Source organism: Variovorax sp. CF313 (genome assembly GCF_000282635.1).
In the GTDB taxonomy this organism is placed as follows: domain Bacteria; phylum Pseudomonadota; class Gammaproteobacteria; order Burkholderiales; family Burkholderiaceae_C; genus Variovorax.
Genome location: NZ_AKIW01000105.1, coordinates 16,424 through 31,612, shown reverse-complemented (window position 1 = coordinate 31,612; position 15,189 = coordinate 16,424). Strand labels below are relative to the sequence as shown.

The window sequence follows — 15,189 nt, the reverse complement described above, 5'->3', positions numbered from 1 at the left end:
CTTTCAAGGCTGTGACTCGCCCCCAGGCTTCGCGCATTTCGTGTCGCTTCTCCTTCCCCCTGCCGGGGGCAACACCTGAGGCCCGGCAAAGCCGGTCCCTCGGTGTTCCGCGAAGAAGCCGCGATCACCTTCAGCGTGGGTGGAGCGTCAATGGAATTGGAATGTAAACAGATTGTGACGCGGCGAAAGCGCTCTACGCCCTCCCGCCCCAGAATTCCGGCTTCCCGTACTGCTCCTTGAGGAAATCAAGCCACAGCCGAACCCGCAGCGGCAGGTGCTTGGCGCCCGCGAACACCGCGTAGATGCCGTTGGGCGGCGCGGCGAATTCGTCGAGCAGCGGCACCAGCAGGCCGGCGTCGATCTCGGCCTCGACCTCCCAGGTGCTGCGCCATGCAATGCCGTGGCCTGCCAGGCACCAGTCGTGCAGCACCTGGCCATCGGAGCAATCGAGCGGGCCGCTGGGGCGCAGGTGGATCAGTTCCTGCGTGCCGCTCTCGGCGGTAATGCGAAAGGCCCAGCCGCGCGTCTGCGAGGCATCGCTGGACAGCGCGAGGCAGGCAAAGCGCGAGAGCTCGCCCGGGTGCTTCGGCTTGCCGTGGCGCCGCACGAACTCCGGCGTGGCGACGCAGCGGCGGCGGTTGTCGGCCAGCCGCACGCTCACCAGCGAGGAATCCGGCAGGTCGCCCACGCGCACGGCGCAGTCGAAGCTCTCGCCGGTGACGTCGACCACGCGGTCGCTGAGGTTCAGCGAGATCGTCACTTCGGGGTGCAGCGCATGAAAGCGCGGCACGAGCGGCGCGACGTGGCGGCGGCCGAAGCCCGCTGGTGCGGTCACGCGCAGGTGGCCGCTGGCCTTGACGCCGCCGGCGCTCACGCTGGCCTCGGCGTTGGCGAACTCGGTCAGCAGGCGCTGGCAGTCTTCGAGAAAGGCACTGCCCTCGTGCGTGAGCGTGATGCGACGCGTGGTGCGCACCAGCAGCTTGACGCCCAGCCGCTCCTCGAGCGCATCGAGCCGGCGGCCCATGATGGCCGGCGCCACGCCTTCGGCCTTGGCCGCGGCCGTGAGACCGCCGCGGGTTGCGACGGAAACGAAGGATTCGAGCTGCTTGAGGCGGTCCATGGGGCGGAAACTATATCGCCCGCCTTGTTCCGCCCTCTTCTTTATTCGGGCCGCACGCCCGCCTCGCGCACCGCGGCACCCCAGCGCGCGTGCTCGGCCTTGATGTACTGCACCGCCTGCTCCGGGCTGCCGCCGACGGGCGTACTGCCTTCGGCCAGCAGCTGAGAGATGGTCGCGGGCTTGGCCAGCGCCTTGTCGACGGCGGCACTGAGCTTCTTCACGATCTCGGGGCTGGTGCCGGCCGGCGCGACCAGCGCCTTCCAGTCCACCGCCTCGAAGCCCTTGTAGCTCTCGGCCACGGTGGGCACGTCCGGCATCACCGGCAGGCGCTTGGCCGAGGTGACGGCCAGCGCGCGCAGACGGCCGCCCTTGACCATCGAGAGCGCGCCCTGCGGCGTGGCGAACATGTAGTCGGTCTGGCCGCCGAGCAGGTCGGTGATGGCGGGCGCGGCGCCCTTGTAGGGCACGTTGAGCACCTTGAAGCCCGCGCGCTTGGCGAGCACCTCGCCGGCCATGTGGCCGAGCGTGCCGGTGCCCGCGAGCGCCTGGCGGATCTCGCCCGGCTTGGCCTTGGCGGCGGCGACCAGCTCGGCCAGCGTCTTGAACGGCGCGTCGGCACGCACCACCAGCACCACCGGCTGCGAGGCCACGACCGACACCGGCATCAGGTCCTTCAATGCGTCGTAGGGCATCTTCGGAAAAAGCGTCGGGTTGATCGCGAGGTTGGCGGTCTGGCCCAGGCCGATGGTGTAGCCGTCGGGCTTGGCCTTGGCCACCACGTCCATGCCGATGTTGCCGTTGCCGCCCGCGCGGTTGTCGACGATGAAGGTCCACTTGGTGTCGTCGGCCAGTTTCTGCGCGACCAGCCGCGCCACGATGTCGGTGGCGCCGCCGGGCGTGTAGGGAACGATGAGCCGCACCGGCTTGTCGGGCCAGGCGGTGTCGGCGAAGGCAGGTGCGGCGTTCAGCCATGCGGCGGCCGCGGCGCACGCCAGAAAGGCGCGCCGTGCATTGGAAAACATGAGTTCAGTCTCCGAGGGTGATGTTGTGCGTTTGGAGCGCGGCGATTTCCTCGTCGCTGTAGCCCACTTCTTTCAGCAGCTCGCGGCCGTGCTCGCCCATGCGCGGCGGCTGCAGGCGGATGCCCGGGCGTTCGCCGGCCAGCGTGAACGGCATGAGCGGCACCTTCGCCATGCTGCCGTCGTTCATGCGCACCGGCGCGAGGCCGCCGGTGGCGTTGAGGTGCGGGTCGTCGAACAGCGCCTGCGGCTTGGTGATGGGCGCGAAGGGCAGCTCGTTCTGCTCGAACACCGCGCTGAGTTCGGCCGCGCTGTGGTTGGCGAGGTGCGAGCGCAGGATGGGCATCATCCATTCGCGCGCCAGCACGCGGTCGTTGTTGGTCTTCAGGCGCGGGTCGGCCAGCATCTCCTCGAGGCCGAAGGCCTTGCAGAAGATGGCCCACTGCTTGTCGCTCACGGCCGCCAGGAAGATCTGCTCGCCGTCCTTCACGGTGAACACGTCGTACACAGCCCAGGCCGAGATGCGGCTGGGCATCGGGTCGGCCGCCTTGCCGGTGGCGGCGAACTGCATCATGTGCTGCGCGACCAGGAACACGTTGTTCTCGAACAGCGCGGACTGCACTTCGCAGCCCTTGCCGGTGAGGTCGCGCTGGCGCAGCGCGGCCATTGCGCCGATGGCGCCGAACATGCCGCCCATGATGTCGTTCACGCTGGTGCCCGCGCGCAGCGGGTCGCCCGAGCGGCCCGTCATGTAGGCGAGGCCGCCCATCATCTGCACCACTTCGTCGAGCGCGGTGCGGTGGTCGTAGGGACCGGGCAGGAAGCCCTTGTGGCTCACGTAGATGAGGCGCGGGTTGAGCTTGGCGAGCGTGTCGTAGTCGAGCCCCAGCTTCTTCATGGTGCCGGGCTTGAAGTTCTCGCTCACGATGTCGGCCGTGGCGATCAGGCGCAGCGCGGCCTCCACGCCCTCGGGCTTCTTGAGGTCGAGCGCGATGCTCTTCTTGTTGCGATTGAAGGTCGGGAAGAAGCCCGATCCCGAGCCGAGCAACCGCCGCGTGCTGTCGCCCTCGATGGGCTCGACCTTGATGACCTCGGCACCGAGGTCGGCCAGCAGCAGGCCGCAGGTCGGGCCCATGACCATGTGGGTGAACTCGACGACGCGCACGCCGGCGTAGGGAAGTGGGTTGGCTTCAGACATGTGCGCTGGTTTCCTGGACAAAGCCCTGAACAAAACCTTTGGGCAGGCCGGCCTCGGGCGTCATGCCATAGACCGGTTCGCCGGGCAGCCCGGCCATGAGCGGCGCGCGCGCCGCGATGAGTTTTTCCAGGTCGATGCCGGTGCGCACGCCCATGGCCTCGAACATGAAGACGAGATCTTCGGTGACCGCATTGCCCGACGCACCCGGTGCATAAGGGCAGCCGCCGAGTCCGCCGAGCGAGGCATCGAAGGTGCGCACGCCCTCGTCCCACGCGGCGAGGCAGTTCGCGATGCCGAGGCCGCGCGTGTTGTGCATGTGGGCCGCGCCGGCGTGCTGGCCGAGTTCGGCGCGCAGCCGCTTGAACAGGCGGCGCACCTGTGCCGGGTTGGCGTAGCCCACGGTGTCGGACAGGCCCGACTCGTCGGCACCGGCCTCGATGCACTGCGCGGCAAGGCGGATCACGTCGTCTTCCGGCACCAGCCCCTGCAGCGTGCAGCCGAAGGCGGTGGAGATGCCGGCCTCCAGCTTCACCTGCGGCGCGACGGCGTTGCGCAGTTCGGCGATGGCACGCACTTCTTCCACCATTTCCGTCGGCGTCTTGCGCACGTTGGCCAGCGAATGTGCCACGCTGGCCGACACCGGCATCGTGAGCTTGTGCACGCCCGCTTCGAGCGCGGCCTGCGCGCCCTTGCGGTTGGGCACCAGCGCCATCACCGTGAGGCCGGGCAGCGTGATGGCGTGGCGCACCACCTCGGCGGCGTCGGCCATTTGCGGCAGCAGCTTCGCGGGCACGAAGGAGGCGACCTCGATCTCGCGCACGCCGGCCGCATGGAGCGCGTCGATCCAGCGCAGCTTGTGGTCCGTGGGCATGGTGGCCTTGACCGATTGCAGGCCGTCGCGCGGACCGACCTCGCTGATGAGGACGTCGGGGGGGGTCATCAAACTTGTCTCCTTGGGCTTGACTGTTCTATCTTATAGAACTACATTCCAACAAACAGAATTAAACAATCGATCCAATCGACTGTCAAGCCACGCCATGCCCCGCAAAGCCCTGACCGAATCGGTGTCCGACCTCAATGCCGCCCCCGGCGGCGCCGCCGCGGTCGATCGCGCGCTGAGCCTGCTCTGCGCCTTCCAGCCGGGCGATGAGGCGCTGTCGCTCGCGCAGTTCGCCGAGCGCACGCAGCTCTACAAGAGCACGGTGCTGCGGCTGCTGGCCTCGCTCGAACATGCGCGGCTCATCCGCCGGCAGGACGACGGCCGCTACGCGCTGGGCATGGAGATCGCGCGGCTGCACGGGCTGTACGCGGCGTCGCTGTCGCTCGACCGCATCGTGCCGCCGGTGCTGCGCGCGCTCGCCGCAACAACGGGCGAAAGCGCCGCGTACCACGTGCGGCAGGACCAGGGCGACAGCTGGGTGCGGCTGTGCCAGTTCCGGGTCGACTCATCGCATGTGGTGCGCGACCACGTGCGCGCTGGCGACCTGCTGCCCAACGACCGCGGCGCGGGGGCGCGCGTGCTGATCGCCTTCGGACCCGAGGCCGAGCGGCCGCGCGGCACCAGGGAACGCAAGCTGTACGACGCCATCCGCACGCAGGGTTATTGCGCGCTGGTGGGCGACCGCACGGCCGAACTGGCGGGGATCTCGGCGCCGGTGTTCCATGCCGATGGCAGCCTCGCGGCGGCCGTCACGCTGACGATGCCCACGCACCGCTACGACGAGCGCTATATCGAGCCAGTGCGCGCGGCCGCGCGCGAGCTCACCGGGCAGGTCTGACGCCATCGCGGAAGAGCTTCGATTACATCTATTTTTGTCACAGATAAATCCCGCCCCCGGCCCTTACTCGCCAGCAAAGTATCGAATAAAGTTCGGTTCAGGATTGCATCTTTCTCAAGGAGAAACCCCATGACCACTCGCACCACCGCCCACGGACTTCAGGTCGCGACCGAGCTCCACCGCTTCATCGAAGACAAGGTCCTGCCCGCCAGCGGCGTGGCCAGCGACGTCTTCTGGAAGGGCTTCGACGCCATCGTCAGCGACCTCGCACCGAAGAACATCGCCCTGCTCGCCGAACGCGACCGCCTGCAGACCGAGCTGGACACCTGGCACAAGAAGAATCCCGGCCCGATCGCCGACATGCCGGCTTACCGCGCCTTCCTCGAGAAGATCGGCTACCTGCTGCCGCAGCCCAAGGGCGCGAAGGCCACCACCGCGAATGTCGACTCCGAACTCGCGCTGCAGGCCGGCCCGCAGCTGGTGGTGCCGATCCTGAACGCACGCTATGCGCTCAACGCCGCCAACGCGCGCTGGGGCTCGCTGTACGACGCGCTCTACGGCACCGACGCCATTTCCGAAGCCGGCGGCGCCGAGAAAGGCAAGGGCTACAACCCCGTGCGCGGCGCCAAGGTCATCGAGTTCGCGCGCAACGTGCTCGACCAGGCCGCGCCGCTGGCCAACGGCTCGCACAAGAACGCCACCGGCTACAGCGTGAAGGACGGCAAGCTCGTCGTTGCGCTGCAGAGCAGCAGCACCGGCCTGGCCGACCCCGCCCAGTTCATCGGCTACCAGGGCGACGCGGCGGCACCGTCTTCCGTGCTGCTGAAGCACAACGGCATCCATCTCGACATCCGCATCGACCGCAACACCGCCATCGGCAAGACCGACGCGGCCGGCGTGAGCGACCTCGTGCTCGAAGCCGCGCTCTCGACCATTCTCGACCTCGAAGACTCGGTGGCCGTGGTCGACGCGGCCGACAAGGTGGTCGCGTACTCGAACTGGCTGGGCATCGTCGAAGGCACGCTCACGGAAGAAGTCGCCAAGGGCGGCAAGACCTTCACGCGCGGCCTGAACCCCGACCGCGAATACACCGGCGCCAACGGCCAACCCGTGAAGCTGCACGGCCGCTCGCTCATGTTCCTGCGCAACGTGGGCCACCTGATGACCAACCCCGCCGTGCTGTATGCCGGCGGCAAGGAAATCCCCGAGGGCATCCTCGACGCCGTGGTGACCACCACCATCGCCACCATCGACCTCAAGCGCAAGGGCAACTCGCGCACCGGCAGCATCTACATCGTCAAGCCGAAGATGCACGGCCCGGCCGAAGTGGCCTTCGCCAGCGAGCTGTTCGGCCGCGTCGAACAGCTGCTCGGCCTGCCGGCCAACACCGTGAAGCTGGGCATCATGGACGAGGAGCGCCGCACCAGCGTGAACCTCAAGGCCTGCATCGCCGAAGCGGCCGCGCGCGTGGCCTTCATCAACACCGGCTTCCTCGACCGCACCGGCGACGAGATGCACACCGCCATGCAGGGCGGCCCGATGATCCGCAAGGGCGACATGAAGTCGAGCGCCTGGATCGGCGCTTATGAAAAGAACAACGTGCTGGTCGGCCTCTCGTGCGGCCTGCGCGGCAAGGCGCAGATCGGCAAGGGCATGTGGGCGATGCCCGACCTGATGGCCGCCATGCTCGAGCAGAAGATCGGCCACCCCAAGGCCGGCGCCAACACCGCCTGGGTGCCCTCGCCCACCGCCGCCACGCTGCACGCGCTGCACTACCACCAGGTCAGCGTGACCGCCGTGCAGCAGGAGCTGGAGAAGATCGACGCCGATGCCGAGCGCGACAACATCCTCAATGCGCTGCTGCAGGTGCCGATCACGCCCGAGGCCAAGTGGACGCCCGAAGAGCGCCAGCAGGAAATCGACAACAACGTGCAGGGCATCCTCGGCTACGTGGTGCGCTGGATCGACCAGGGCGTGGGCTGCTCCAAGGTGCCCGACATCCACAACGTCGGCCTGATGGAAGACCGCGCGACGCTGCGCATCTCCAGCCAGCACATCGCCAACTGGCTGCTGCACGGCGTGGTGACCAAGGCGCAGGTCGACGAGACCTTCCAGCGCATGGCCAAGGTGGTCGACGAGCAGAACGCGGGCGACCCGCTGTACCAGCCGATGGCCGGCAACTTCACGACCTCGTCGGCCTACAAGGCGGCGCAGGACCTGGTGTTCAAGGGCATCGAGCAGCCGAGCGGGTATACCGAGCCGCTGCTGCATGCGTGGCGCCTGAAGGTGAAGGGCGAGGCCTGATCTGCATCCCCGGCACCCTGCCGGGGTTCAAGCGAACGAACGGCGCCCGAGGGCGCCGTTCTGCATGAGGGCCGCGTGCCGTTAGCATTCTTGGCGCCCCCTTCTCTTCCCGATCCTTCCCTTTCAATGAACACGAATGCGGCATTGCCGCCTCCGCCGCGCTGGTCAACCTCGGCCGCCGCGATGCTGGTCGCACTCGCCAGCGCCTTCGCCCTGAGCCAGGCCTTCCGCACCGTCGGCGCCATGATGGCAACGCCGCTCGCCAGTCACTTCGGCCTGACGCCACAACAGCTCGGCACCTGGGCCGGCACCTTTCACTTCATGTTCGGCATCATGCAGCTCGCGATGGGCGTGTCGATCGACATGTTCGGCGTGCGCCGTACGGTGCTGGTCGCCTTTCCGCTGGCCATCGCGGGCGCGGCGCTGTGCGCAATGGCGTCGAGCTTCGGCGCCCTGCTGCTGGGGCAGGCGCTGATCGGCGTCGGCTGCGCGCCGGCCTTCCTGGTGTGCACGGTGTTCATCGCACGGCACTTCGACGCCTCGCGCTTCACCGCCATGTCGGGACTGGTGATGAGCATGGCCGGCCTGGGCATCCTGTTCACCGGCACGCCGCTGGCCTTGCTGATCGAGGCTTCCTCGTGGCGCGCGGGGTACGCGGTGCTGGCCGGGTTCGCCGTGCTCTCGTGGATCGTCATCTTCTGGCGCGTGCACGAGCCGGTGCGTGCGGTGGACCAGGCGAGCCCGCAGGCAGTGCCGGCCGAGCGCCAGTCGCTGCGCAAGGCGGTGCGCGAGCTGCTGCCGCTGTTCGCGATGCCGCACACCCTGGGCCTGCTGTGCTTCGCCTGCGTGTCGTACGCGGCCTTCATCACGCTGCGCGGCCTGTGGCTCGGGCCGGTGTTGCACGACCGGCACGGCCTGTCGCTGGTGGCCAGCGGCAATGTCGCATTGGTCATGACGGTCGCCGGCATGCTCAGCCCGGCGCTGTTCGGCCGGATGGACCCGGGCGGCGCACGCCGCGCACACTGGATGATGGGATGTTCGTTCGCCGGCGCGCTGATGTTCGGCGCCATGGCGCTGACGCAATCGCGCGCGGTGGACATCGGCCTGCCGGTCTTCTACGGCCTGCTTTCGGGCTACAGCGTGCTGCAGTACGCCTACACCAGGAACGCCTACCCCGCTGCGATGACGGGACGCGCGATGGCGCTGCTCAACATGGCGATGTTCCTCGGCGTGTCGCTGATGCAGTGGACGACGGGCGTGGCCGCGTCGTGGGCCGTGGCGAATGGCGTCGAGCCGTTCCGCGCGGTGTTCCTCACGGTCGCGGGCATGCTGGCCGCGGGCACGCTCGCGTTCCTCGTGCTGCCGCGCGCGGCGCCGGTGCGGCTCAGCGCTTGATCGCCAGCATCAGCACGCCGCCCGCGATCATTGCGACGACGGCCTCGTCCATGTCTTCGCGCATGCCGTCAGTCTTCCTGCAGGCTGCGGGCCGCCTTCTGTAGCGCAACTTTCTGCGCACGCCGCTCGGCGCGATGCGTGCGCAGGTGGCGCCCTGCCTTCTGGTTCGATTCGCCGCGCGCCATCGCGGCCACTACAGGATTGCGAGGTGCCACGCCGGGCACCGAAAAGTAAAACCGGCCCAGACGCTTGTCGTCGTCTCTGGCCTTTCGTTGAGCACTCATGTGCGCACACTCCGAAAAACAGAAAGGCCCCGGCGAATGGCTGCGCGGGGCCTTTGTCGACGGGCCTCGGGCGGGTGCATGGATGCACGTCCGGCCGGGGCGGTCGGTGTGCGGATCAGGTGTTCAGGAAACGGTTCATTGGATTGGTTTGTCGCCCGGGAGGTTGGTCGTCGCCAGGCGCGGTGAAAAGAAACAGTCGCTGAAAAACGAAGGGCGGATTTTGGCGAGCCCGCATGCGACGCGCAAGCGCCGCATGGGTGGTTGTGGCGCGAAGCCGACGCGGTGCCGTCGCGTGAATCCAGTTGCGCGGCCGCGCCGTATCCGACTCAAGCGCATCGCGCCTCCGAGCTGCTGGCGGTTTCCACAGTCACCTTCCACCAAGAACCTTTCTTTCCAGGAGCCTTCAATGAAGAAACTCATGATTGCAGTCGGCGTTTCGGTCCTGCTCGGCGCTTGCGCGAGCGGCACGGCCATGAGCGACAGCGGCGGCGGCATGTCGTCGAACCCGATGGTCGGCGGCGCGGCGATGTACCCGACGAAGGACATCGTCGACAACGCCGTGAATTCGAAGGACCACACCACGCTGGTCGCGGCCGTGAAAGCCGCGGACCTCGTGGGCACGCTCAAGAGCCCCGGCCCGTTCACCGTGTTCGCACCGACCAACGCGGCCTTCGCTGCACTGCCGGCCGGCACGGTCGACACGCTGCTCAAGCCCGAGAACAAGCCCACGCTGAGCAAGGTGCTGACCTACCACGTGGTGCCCGGCCGGATGGATGGCCCGGCGCTGATGAGCGCCATCAACGCAGGCGGCGGCAAGGCCACGCTGAAGACCGCGAGCGGCGGCACGCTGATCGCGACGATGAGCGGCAGCAACGTGATGGTGACCGATGCCAAGGGCGGCACGGCGATGGTGACGATCGCCAACGTCTACCAATCGAACGGGGTGATCCACGTCGTGAACAAGGTGCTGCTGCCGGGTTGATCGCAACCTTCTTCAGCGCCGGCGCGACGGGCCTTCAGGTCCGCCGCGCCGCTTCCGCTTCGTCGCGCAGCCACTGCGCGAAATCCTGCGCGTCGCGGTTGCTCCCGGCGCGCTTCGACATCTCGACGAAGTAGCCGCGGCGCGACGCGGCGCCCTCGCCCAGCGGTGCGACCAGGTGGCCGTCTCTCACCAGGTCCTGCAGCAGCGGCAACCGGCCGATCACCACGCCCTGGCCCGCCACGGCCGCGGCCACCGCGTCGGCGTATTGCGTGAAGCGCAGCGTGCTCTTCATGCGCAGGTCGGCGAGCCCCATGACCTTGAGCCAGGGCTCCCAGTCGGTCGTCGGTGCTTCGCTGTGGTCCGGGTACTCGATGGTGAGCAGCGTGAGTCCCGAAAGATCCGAGGGCACGTGCAAGGCCGCCGCGAGCTGCGGGGCACACAGCGGCACCACCGACTCCTCGAACAGCGCCGCGCCGACGCCGCGATCGATCGGCACGAAGCGCACCGCCAGGTCGATGCGGCTGCGCTCCAGGTCGAGCACGTCGAGCGTGGCCGACACGCGCACGTCGACCTGCGGATGGCTGCCGGTGAAGCGCACGAGCCGCGGAATGAGCCACAGCGATGCGAAGCCCGGCGTGGTGGTGATCGCCACCTGGCGCGGCGCGGCACTGGCGCGCACGCGCGCAGTGGCGTCGCGCAGGCGCTCCAGGCTGTCGGTGACGGCACGCTGCAGCACGCCGCCGGCCTCGGTGAGCGACAGCGCGCGGTGGCGGCGCTCGAACAGCAGCACGCCCAGGCTGGCTTCGAGCTGCTGGATCTGCCGGCTCACGGCCGACTGCGTCAGGTGCAGCTCGCCGGCCGCGAGCGTGAAGCTCAGCCGGCGCGCGGCCGCCTCGAAACTGCGCAGCAATTCGAGCGGCGGCAGCTCGCCATTCATGGCGCCGGAGGGTTTGACATTCTCTAGGCGCATGCAAAGAGTTCCGAATGACCGTGTGCAAATGAGGGACCAGCTCACTATATTCATTCGTATCACGAATGCAATGGAGCTTGCCATGAGCACCTCTTCCCCCGCTTCTTCCCGCTTCCACGTCAGCCTGCCGAAACGTTCCGTCTTCGCCGTACCCGATGGCGCGGGCGTGGGCATCGAATGCCGAAGCGGCTCGGTCTGGGTCACGCTCGACCGCGACCCGCGCGACATCGTGCTGGAGCCCGGCAATCGCTTCGAGAGCACCGAGCACCGGCGCGTGCTGGTGTCGGCGCTGGAGGCGTCGTGCATCACCGTGTCGGATGCGCGGCCGGCCGCCATGCCTCTGTCGAAGGGCACGGGCACCCGGTCGCCTTGGCGACTTCCGTCACACGGGTTGTCCCCGGCTTGACCCGGGCTCGCGTGCATCGAACCATCGATGTCCATGAGCCCCGACGCACCCACCTCCACCGCCAGATGAACGACCAGCCCTACATCCTCCAGGAGCTGGCCGACGGCATCGCCACGCTCACGCTGAATCTTCCCGCCAAGCTCAACCCGATCGCGCGCGAGCTGCAGGTCGAACTGCGCGATGCGCTGGAACGCATCCGCGACGACCGCGCGGTGCGCGCAGTGATCCTCACGGGCGCCGGCAAGGCCTTCTGCGTGGGCGCCGACCTGAGCGCGATGGCGCCGGGCGACGAGGGCAAGTCCCTCGGCACGCAGACGGCGGAGTGGATGCAACAGCTCAGCAATCCACTGATCGAGGCGCTGCGCACGCTGCCTGTTCCCGTGGTCGCCGCCGTCAATGGCCCCGCGGCCGGCGCCGGCGTGGGCCTTGCGCTGGCAGCCGACGTGACCATTGCCGCGCGCAGCGCGTATTTCTACCTGCCCTTTCTGCCCAAGCTCGGCATCGTGCCGGACCTAGGCTGCACCTGGGCCATTCCGCGCCGCGCCGGCCGGGCGCGCGCCATGGGCATGGCGCTGCTCGACGAGCGCGTGGGCGCGGGGCGTGCTGTGCAATGGGGCCTGATCTGGGGTTGCGTGGACGACGAGCAGTTGATGGAGGAGGCCAAGGGCATCGCGCAGCGCCTCGCCCGCCTGCCGGCGCATGCAGTGCTCGAGGCACGCGAGGCCTTCGAGGCCTCGGAGCGCCACACGCTGAAGGAGCAGCTGCACTACGAGAGCGAGCGCCAGCGCGAGCTGATCGACCGCCCGAGCTTCCGCGAAGGCGTGAGCGCCTTCCTGCAGAAACGCCCGCCGGTCTTCGAAAGCCGCTGACATCCTGTCACCCTGACACTGGCGCCTGCCGGGGGGCTGCGGGAGAATGCCGCGCATGCCCATCCTCAACGCCTTCTACGCCCAGTCGGGCGGTGTCACCTCGGTCATCAACGCGTCGGCCTGCGGCGTGATCGAGACGGCGCGAAAACATCCCGACCGCATCGGCAAGCTCTACGCGGGGCGCAACGGCATCATCGGCGCGCTGACCGAGGAGTTGATCGACACCGGCGCCGAATCGCCCGAGGCGATCGCGGCGCTGCGCAGCACGCCCTCGGGCGCTTTCGGTTCGTGCCGCTACAAGCTCAAGTCGCTCGAGAAGAACCGGCGCGAGTACGAGCGGCTGATCGAGGTGTTCAAGGCGCACGGCATCGGCTACTTCTTCTACAACGGCGGCGGCGATTCGGCCGACACCTGCTTCAAGGTGAGCCAGCTGTCGCAGTCGATGGGCTATGCGCTGCAGGCCATCCACGTGCCCAAGACCATCGACAACGACCTGCCGCTGACCGACTGCTGTCCCGGCTTCGGCTCGGTTGCGAAGTACGTGGCGGTGTCGACCATCGAGGCCTCGTTCGACGTGCGTTCGATGGCGGCAACATCGACCAAGGTGTTCGTGCTCGAAGTGATGGGGCGGCACGCGGGCTGGATCGCCGCGGCGGGCGGGCTGGCAGCGGACCAGGGCATTCCGGTGGTGGTGCTGTTCCCGGAGATCGAGTTCGACAAGCCGCGCTTCATCGCGCGCGTCGACGAACTGGTGAAGCAGCACGGGTATTGCTCGGTGGTGGTGTCCGAAGGCTGCCACCACCCCGACGGCACCTTCCTTGCCGAGCAGGGCACGCGCGACGCCTTCGGCCATGCGCAGCTCGGCGGCGCGGCACCGGTGGTGGCGCAGATGGTCAAGGAAGCGCTGGGCCACAAGTTCCACTGGGCGGTGGCCGACTACCTGCAGCGCGCGGCGCGCCACATCGCCTCGGCCACCGACGTGAAGCAGGCCTACGAGCTGGGACAGCGCGCGGTGGAGCTGGCGCTCGAAGGCCGCAATGCCGTCATGCCCACCATCGAGCGCACGTCCGATGTGCCATATGCCTACCGCCTGGGCTGCGCGCCGCTCGAATCCGTGGCCAACGTCGAGAAGCCGATGCCGCGCGACTTCATCTCGGACGATGGCTACGGCATCACCGAGCAGTGCCGGCGCTACCTGCTGCCGCTGATCGAGGGCGAGGACTACCCGGCCTACAGCGGCGGGTTGCCGGTCTACGTGACGCTGCAGAACGTGGCGGTGGCGAAGAAGCTGCCGGCGTTCGAGATCGCATGACGACTTCGGCGGCGGCCACCGGCCTGATCGACGCCACGCGCTGCCCGCTGTGCGGCGAGGCGAACCGCTGCGCAATGGAAATCGAACGCGAGACGGGCCAGGCGCAGCCGCCCTGCTGGTGCATGCAGGCCGACTTCGGCAAGGCGCCGCTCACGAACCTGCCGGAAGACATGCGCGGGCTGGCGTGCATCTGCATGCGCTGCGCGACCGGCGCACCACCGGCTCAGGACTGAGCAGGGCTCTGCGATTGCCCCTGTGACTGCTCCTGTTCGTCGGGTGCGGAATCGGCCACATCGCTGGCCACCACCATCGTCGGCGCACTGCCCGGCCGCTGCTGAGTGATCACCCGGTGGATGAACTGCAGCTTGCCCACGGCCGCGCGCGGCAGCACGAAGGGGTAGTAGTCGGGCTGCCCCATGCTGCGCGACAGCTCGTTGAGCACGTTGGTGAGCAGCACCCAGCCGTTGATGAAGTCGAGGAACTTGCCGGCATCGGGAGCATCCGGCTGCCAGAGGTCGTCGGTGGTGAAGAGGTCGCTTGCCAGCTCGACGTTGGTTGCGTCGACACCGAAGCTCATCGCGGTGTCCGCCGTATCGGCCATGTGCAGGTAGTGGGCCCAGGTCTCGGCCCAGTCTTCCCAGGGATGCGTGCTCGCGTAGCTGCTCACGAAGCGGTCGGCCCAGTCGGGCGGCGGGCCCTGTTCGTAGTGGTGCTGCAGCGCAGCGGCGTAGTCGGCGCGTTCGTCGCCGAAGAGCGCGCGGAAGTCGTCGATCCACGGCGTGGGCAGCACCAGCAGGTCCCAGTAGTAGTGGCCGACCTCGTGGCGAAAGTGGCCCAGCAGCGTGCGGTAGGGCTCGCGCATCTCGGCGCGGATGCGCTCGCGCACGGCGTCCTCGGCCTCCTCGGCATTGAGCGTGATCACGCCGTGCTGGTGGCCGGTCATCACGTGCGGGCCACCCGGCATGTTGCTCAGGAAGTCGAAGGTCAGCCCGTGCACGGGATCGGCGTGGCGGCTCACCACCGGCAGGCCGAGTGCGAGCAGCTGCGAGATGAGCCGGCGCTTGGCGGTCTCGAGCTTGCCCCAGAGTTCGCCGTTGGCTTCCACCGAAAGATCGGGAATGGTGCGGGTGACGCTGCAGGCCAGGCAGTAGCCGGGCGCGAGGCCCTGGGTGTCGTCGGGCAGGGTCTCGCCTTCGCGTGCGGCAGGCACCATCCAGCTGCAGGCGGCCGGGGTCATGAGGTTCGTGCAGCGGCGGTAGGTCTTGCCATGCGGATCGCCGAACACGGTGAAGGTGTCGGGCTGGGCGCCCTCGCCCACCGCCGGCGCGAGCGGCATCACGCCGAGCCGGTCGATCACGTAGCCGAGCGGCGTGTGGCAGGCCAGGCATTTGCTGTTGCGCAGGAACACGGGGCGGCCGCACTGGCAGCGGTAGGCGCGGCTCACGGTCGGCGCGGCCAGCTCGGTCGCGAGCGTGGGGGTGCCTTCCGGCTCGGCGGGGGCCGGTTGGGCGTTGGCTTGTTGTTCGTCGGGCACGGTGTCCATGTGTTGTTT

General features: G+C 68.4%; 15 protein-coding genes. 8 read left to right on the top strand and 7 right to left on the bottom strand.

Annotated features, from left to right (window positions below; genetic code table 11):
- Positions 1 to 193: 193 nt before the first annotated feature.
- The 4 genes from PMI12_RS24125 to PMI12_RS24110 are packed head-to-tail and all read right to left on the bottom strand — an operon-like array spanning position 194 to position 4,277.
- Positions 194 to 1,120, bottom strand: coding sequence for a LysR family transcriptional regulator (locus PMI12_RS24125; RefSeq protein WP_007837687.1), 927 nt, complete (start codon positions 1,118 to 1,120; stop codon positions 194 to 196).
- 41 nt (positions 1,121 to 1,161) lie between these two features.
- Positions 1,162 to 2,142 (bottom strand): Bug family tripartite tricarboxylate transporter substrate binding protein, encoded by a 981-nt coding sequence (locus PMI12_RS24120; RefSeq protein WP_007837685.1) that lies wholly within the window; start codon positions 2,140 to 2,142, stop codon positions 1,162 to 1,164.
- Between the two features lie 4 nt (positions 2,143 to 2,146).
- Entirely contained in the window at positions 2,147 to 3,337 is a 1,191-nt protein-coding gene (locus PMI12_RS24115) for a CaiB/BaiF CoA transferase family protein (RefSeq protein WP_007837684.1), read from the bottom strand.
- The gene (locus PMI12_RS24110; protein ID WP_007837679.1) at positions 3,330 to 4,277 is read right to left on the bottom strand and encodes a hydroxymethylglutaryl-CoA lyase; all 948 of its coding nucleotides are present in this window, start codon (positions 4,275 to 4,277) and stop codon (positions 3,330 to 3,332) included. Before PMI12_RS24110 ends, PMI12_RS24115 begins: the two co-directional genes overlap by 8 nt.
- A 97-nt stretch (positions 4,278 to 4,374) precedes the next feature.
- On the opposite strand from PMI12_RS24110, the gene PMI12_RS24105 reads away from it, so the two are divergent.
- The 3 genes from PMI12_RS24105 (at position 4,375) to PMI12_RS24095 (ending at position 8,814) form a co-directional block, all read left to right on the top strand.
- On the top strand, positions 4,375 to 5,115 hold the full coding sequence (locus PMI12_RS24105; protein ID WP_007837677.1) for an IclR family transcriptional regulator: 741 nt from the start codon (positions 4,375 to 4,377) through the stop codon (positions 5,113 to 5,115).
- 129 nt (positions 5,116 to 5,244) lie between these two features.
- Positions 5,245 to 7,419: a malate synthase G gene (locus tag PMI12_RS24100; RefSeq protein WP_007837673.1), complete on the top strand. Its 2,175-nt coding sequence runs from the start codon at positions 5,245 to 5,247 to the stop codon at positions 7,417 to 7,419.
- A 126-nt stretch (positions 7,420 to 7,545) separates the two neighbouring features.
- On the top strand, positions 7,546 to 8,814 hold the full coding sequence (locus PMI12_RS24095; RefSeq protein WP_007837671.1) for an MFS transporter: 1,269 nt from the start codon (positions 7,546 to 7,548) through the stop codon (positions 8,812 to 8,814).
- 68 nt (positions 8,815 to 8,882) lie between these two features.
- Here PMI12_RS24095 and PMI12_RS24090 read toward each other — a convergent pair whose 3' ends face one another.
- Positions 8,883 to 9,098 (bottom strand): hypothetical protein, encoded by a 216-nt coding sequence (locus tag PMI12_RS24090; RefSeq protein ID WP_007837669.1) that lies wholly within the window; start codon positions 9,096 to 9,098, stop codon positions 8,883 to 8,885.
- A 406-nt stretch (positions 9,099 to 9,504) separates the two neighbouring features.
- Between PMI12_RS24090 and PMI12_RS24085 the strand changes: the two genes are divergently transcribed.
- The gene (locus tag PMI12_RS24085; RefSeq protein WP_007837667.1) at positions 9,505 to 10,080 is read left to right on the top strand and encodes a fasciclin domain-containing protein; all 576 of its coding nucleotides are present in this window, start codon (positions 9,505 to 9,507) and stop codon (positions 10,078 to 10,080) included.
- Between the two features lie 34 nt (positions 10,081 to 10,114).
- Here the strand turns inward: PMI12_RS24085 and PMI12_RS24080 are convergent, their stop codons facing one another.
- Positions 10,115 to 11,050, bottom strand: coding sequence for a LysR substrate-binding domain-containing protein (locus PMI12_RS24080; RefSeq protein ID WP_007837665.1), 936 nt, complete (start codon positions 11,048 to 11,050; stop codon positions 10,115 to 10,117).
- Between the two features lie 82 nt (positions 11,051 to 11,132).
- Here PMI12_RS24080 and PMI12_RS24075 point away from each other — a divergent pair, with 82 nt between their 5' ends.
- The 4 genes from PMI12_RS24075 to PMI12_RS24060 all read left to right on the top strand — a co-directional run bounded on the left by PMI12_RS24075 (position 11,133) and on the right by PMI12_RS24060 (position 13,870).
- Positions 11,133 to 11,456: a DUF2917 domain-containing protein gene (locus PMI12_RS24075; protein WP_007837663.1), complete on the top strand. Its 324-nt coding sequence runs from the start codon at positions 11,133 to 11,135 to the stop codon at positions 11,454 to 11,456.
- Positions 11,457 to 11,521: 65 nt separating this feature from the next.
- The gene (locus PMI12_RS24070) at positions 11,522 to 12,325 is read left to right on the top strand and encodes an enoyl-CoA hydratase-related protein (RefSeq protein WP_007837661.1); all 804 of its coding nucleotides are present in this window, start codon (positions 11,522 to 11,524) and stop codon (positions 12,323 to 12,325) included.
- Between the two features lie 55 nt (positions 12,326 to 12,380).
- The gene (locus PMI12_RS24065) at positions 12,381 to 13,637 is read left to right on the top strand and encodes a 6-phosphofructokinase (protein ID WP_007837659.1); all 1,257 of its coding nucleotides are present in this window, start codon (positions 12,381 to 12,383) and stop codon (positions 13,635 to 13,637) included.
- The gene (locus tag PMI12_RS24060; RefSeq protein ID WP_007837657.1) at positions 13,634 to 13,870 is read left to right on the top strand and encodes a cysteine-rich CWC family protein; all 237 of its coding nucleotides are present in this window, start codon (positions 13,634 to 13,636) and stop codon (positions 13,868 to 13,870) included. The genes PMI12_RS24065 and PMI12_RS24060 overlap by 4 nt, the downstream gene beginning before the upstream one ends.
- Here the strand turns inward: PMI12_RS24060 and PMI12_RS24055 are convergent.
- Positions 13,861 to 15,180 carry a zinc-binding metallopeptidase family protein gene (locus tag PMI12_RS24055; protein ID WP_007837656.1) on the bottom strand — a complete coding sequence of 440 codons (1,320 nt, stop codon included), beginning with the start codon at positions 15,178 to 15,180 and terminating at the stop codon, positions 13,861 to 13,863. The genes PMI12_RS24060 and PMI12_RS24055 overlap by 10 nt on opposite strands.
- Positions 15,181 to 15,189 lie beyond the last annotated feature (9 nt).

Bases quoted from the DNA above. Each gene is read 5' to 3' on its own strand.
- PMI12_RS24070 (WP_007837661.1), top strand. From the start codon at position 11,522: ATGAACGACCAGCCCTACATCCTCCAGGAGCTGGCCGACGGCATCGCC.
- PMI12_RS24115 (WP_007837684.1), bottom strand. From the start codon at position 3,337: ATGTCTGAAGCCAACCCACTTCCCTACGCCGGCGTGCGCGTCGTCGAG.
- PMI12_RS24105 (WP_007837677.1), top strand. From the start codon at position 4,375: ATGCCCCGCAAAGCCCTGACCGAATCGGTGTCCGACCTCAATGCCGCC.
- PMI12_RS24120 (WP_007837685.1), bottom strand. From the start codon at position 2,142: ATGTTTTCCAATGCACGGCGCGCCTTTCTGGCGTGCGCCGCGGCCGCC.
- PMI12_RS24055 (WP_007837656.1), bottom strand. From the start codon at position 15,180: ATGGACACCGTGCCCGACGAACAACAAGCCAACGCCCAACCGGCCCCC.
- PMI12_RS24125 (WP_007837687.1), bottom strand. From the start codon at position 1,120: ATGGACCGCCTCAAGCAGCTCGAATCCTTCGTTTCCGTCGCAACCCGC.
- PMI12_RS24090 (WP_007837669.1), bottom strand. From the start codon at position 9,098: ATGAGTGCTCAACGAAAGGCCAGAGACGACGACAAGCGTCTGGGCCGG.
- PMI12_RS24075 (WP_007837663.1), top strand. From the start codon at position 11,133: ATGAGCACCTCTTCCCCCGCTTCTTCCCGCTTCCACGTCAGCCTGCCG.
- PMI12_RS24080 (WP_007837665.1), bottom strand. From the start codon at position 11,050: ATGCGCCTAGAGAATGTCAAACCCTCCGGCGCCATGAATGGCGAGCTG.
- PMI12_RS24060 (WP_007837657.1), top strand. From the start codon at position 13,634: ATGACGACTTCGGCGGCGGCCACCGGCCTGATCGACGCCACGCGCTGC.
- PMI12_RS24085 (WP_007837667.1), top strand. From the start codon at position 9,505: ATGAAGAAACTCATGATTGCAGTCGGCGTTTCGGTCCTGCTCGGCGCT.
- PMI12_RS24065 (WP_007837659.1), top strand. From the start codon at position 12,381: ATGCCCATCCTCAACGCCTTCTACGCCCAGTCGGGCGGTGTCACCTCG.
- PMI12_RS24110 (WP_007837679.1), bottom strand. From the start codon at position 4,277: ATGACCCCCCCCGACGTCCTCATCAGCGAGGTCGGTCCGCGCGACGGC.
- PMI12_RS24100 (WP_007837673.1), top strand. From the start codon at position 5,245: ATGACCACTCGCACCACCGCCCACGGACTTCAGGTCGCGACCGAGCTC.
- PMI12_RS24095 (WP_007837671.1), top strand. From the start codon at position 7,546: ATGAACACGAATGCGGCATTGCCGCCTCCGCCGCGCTGGTCAACCTCG.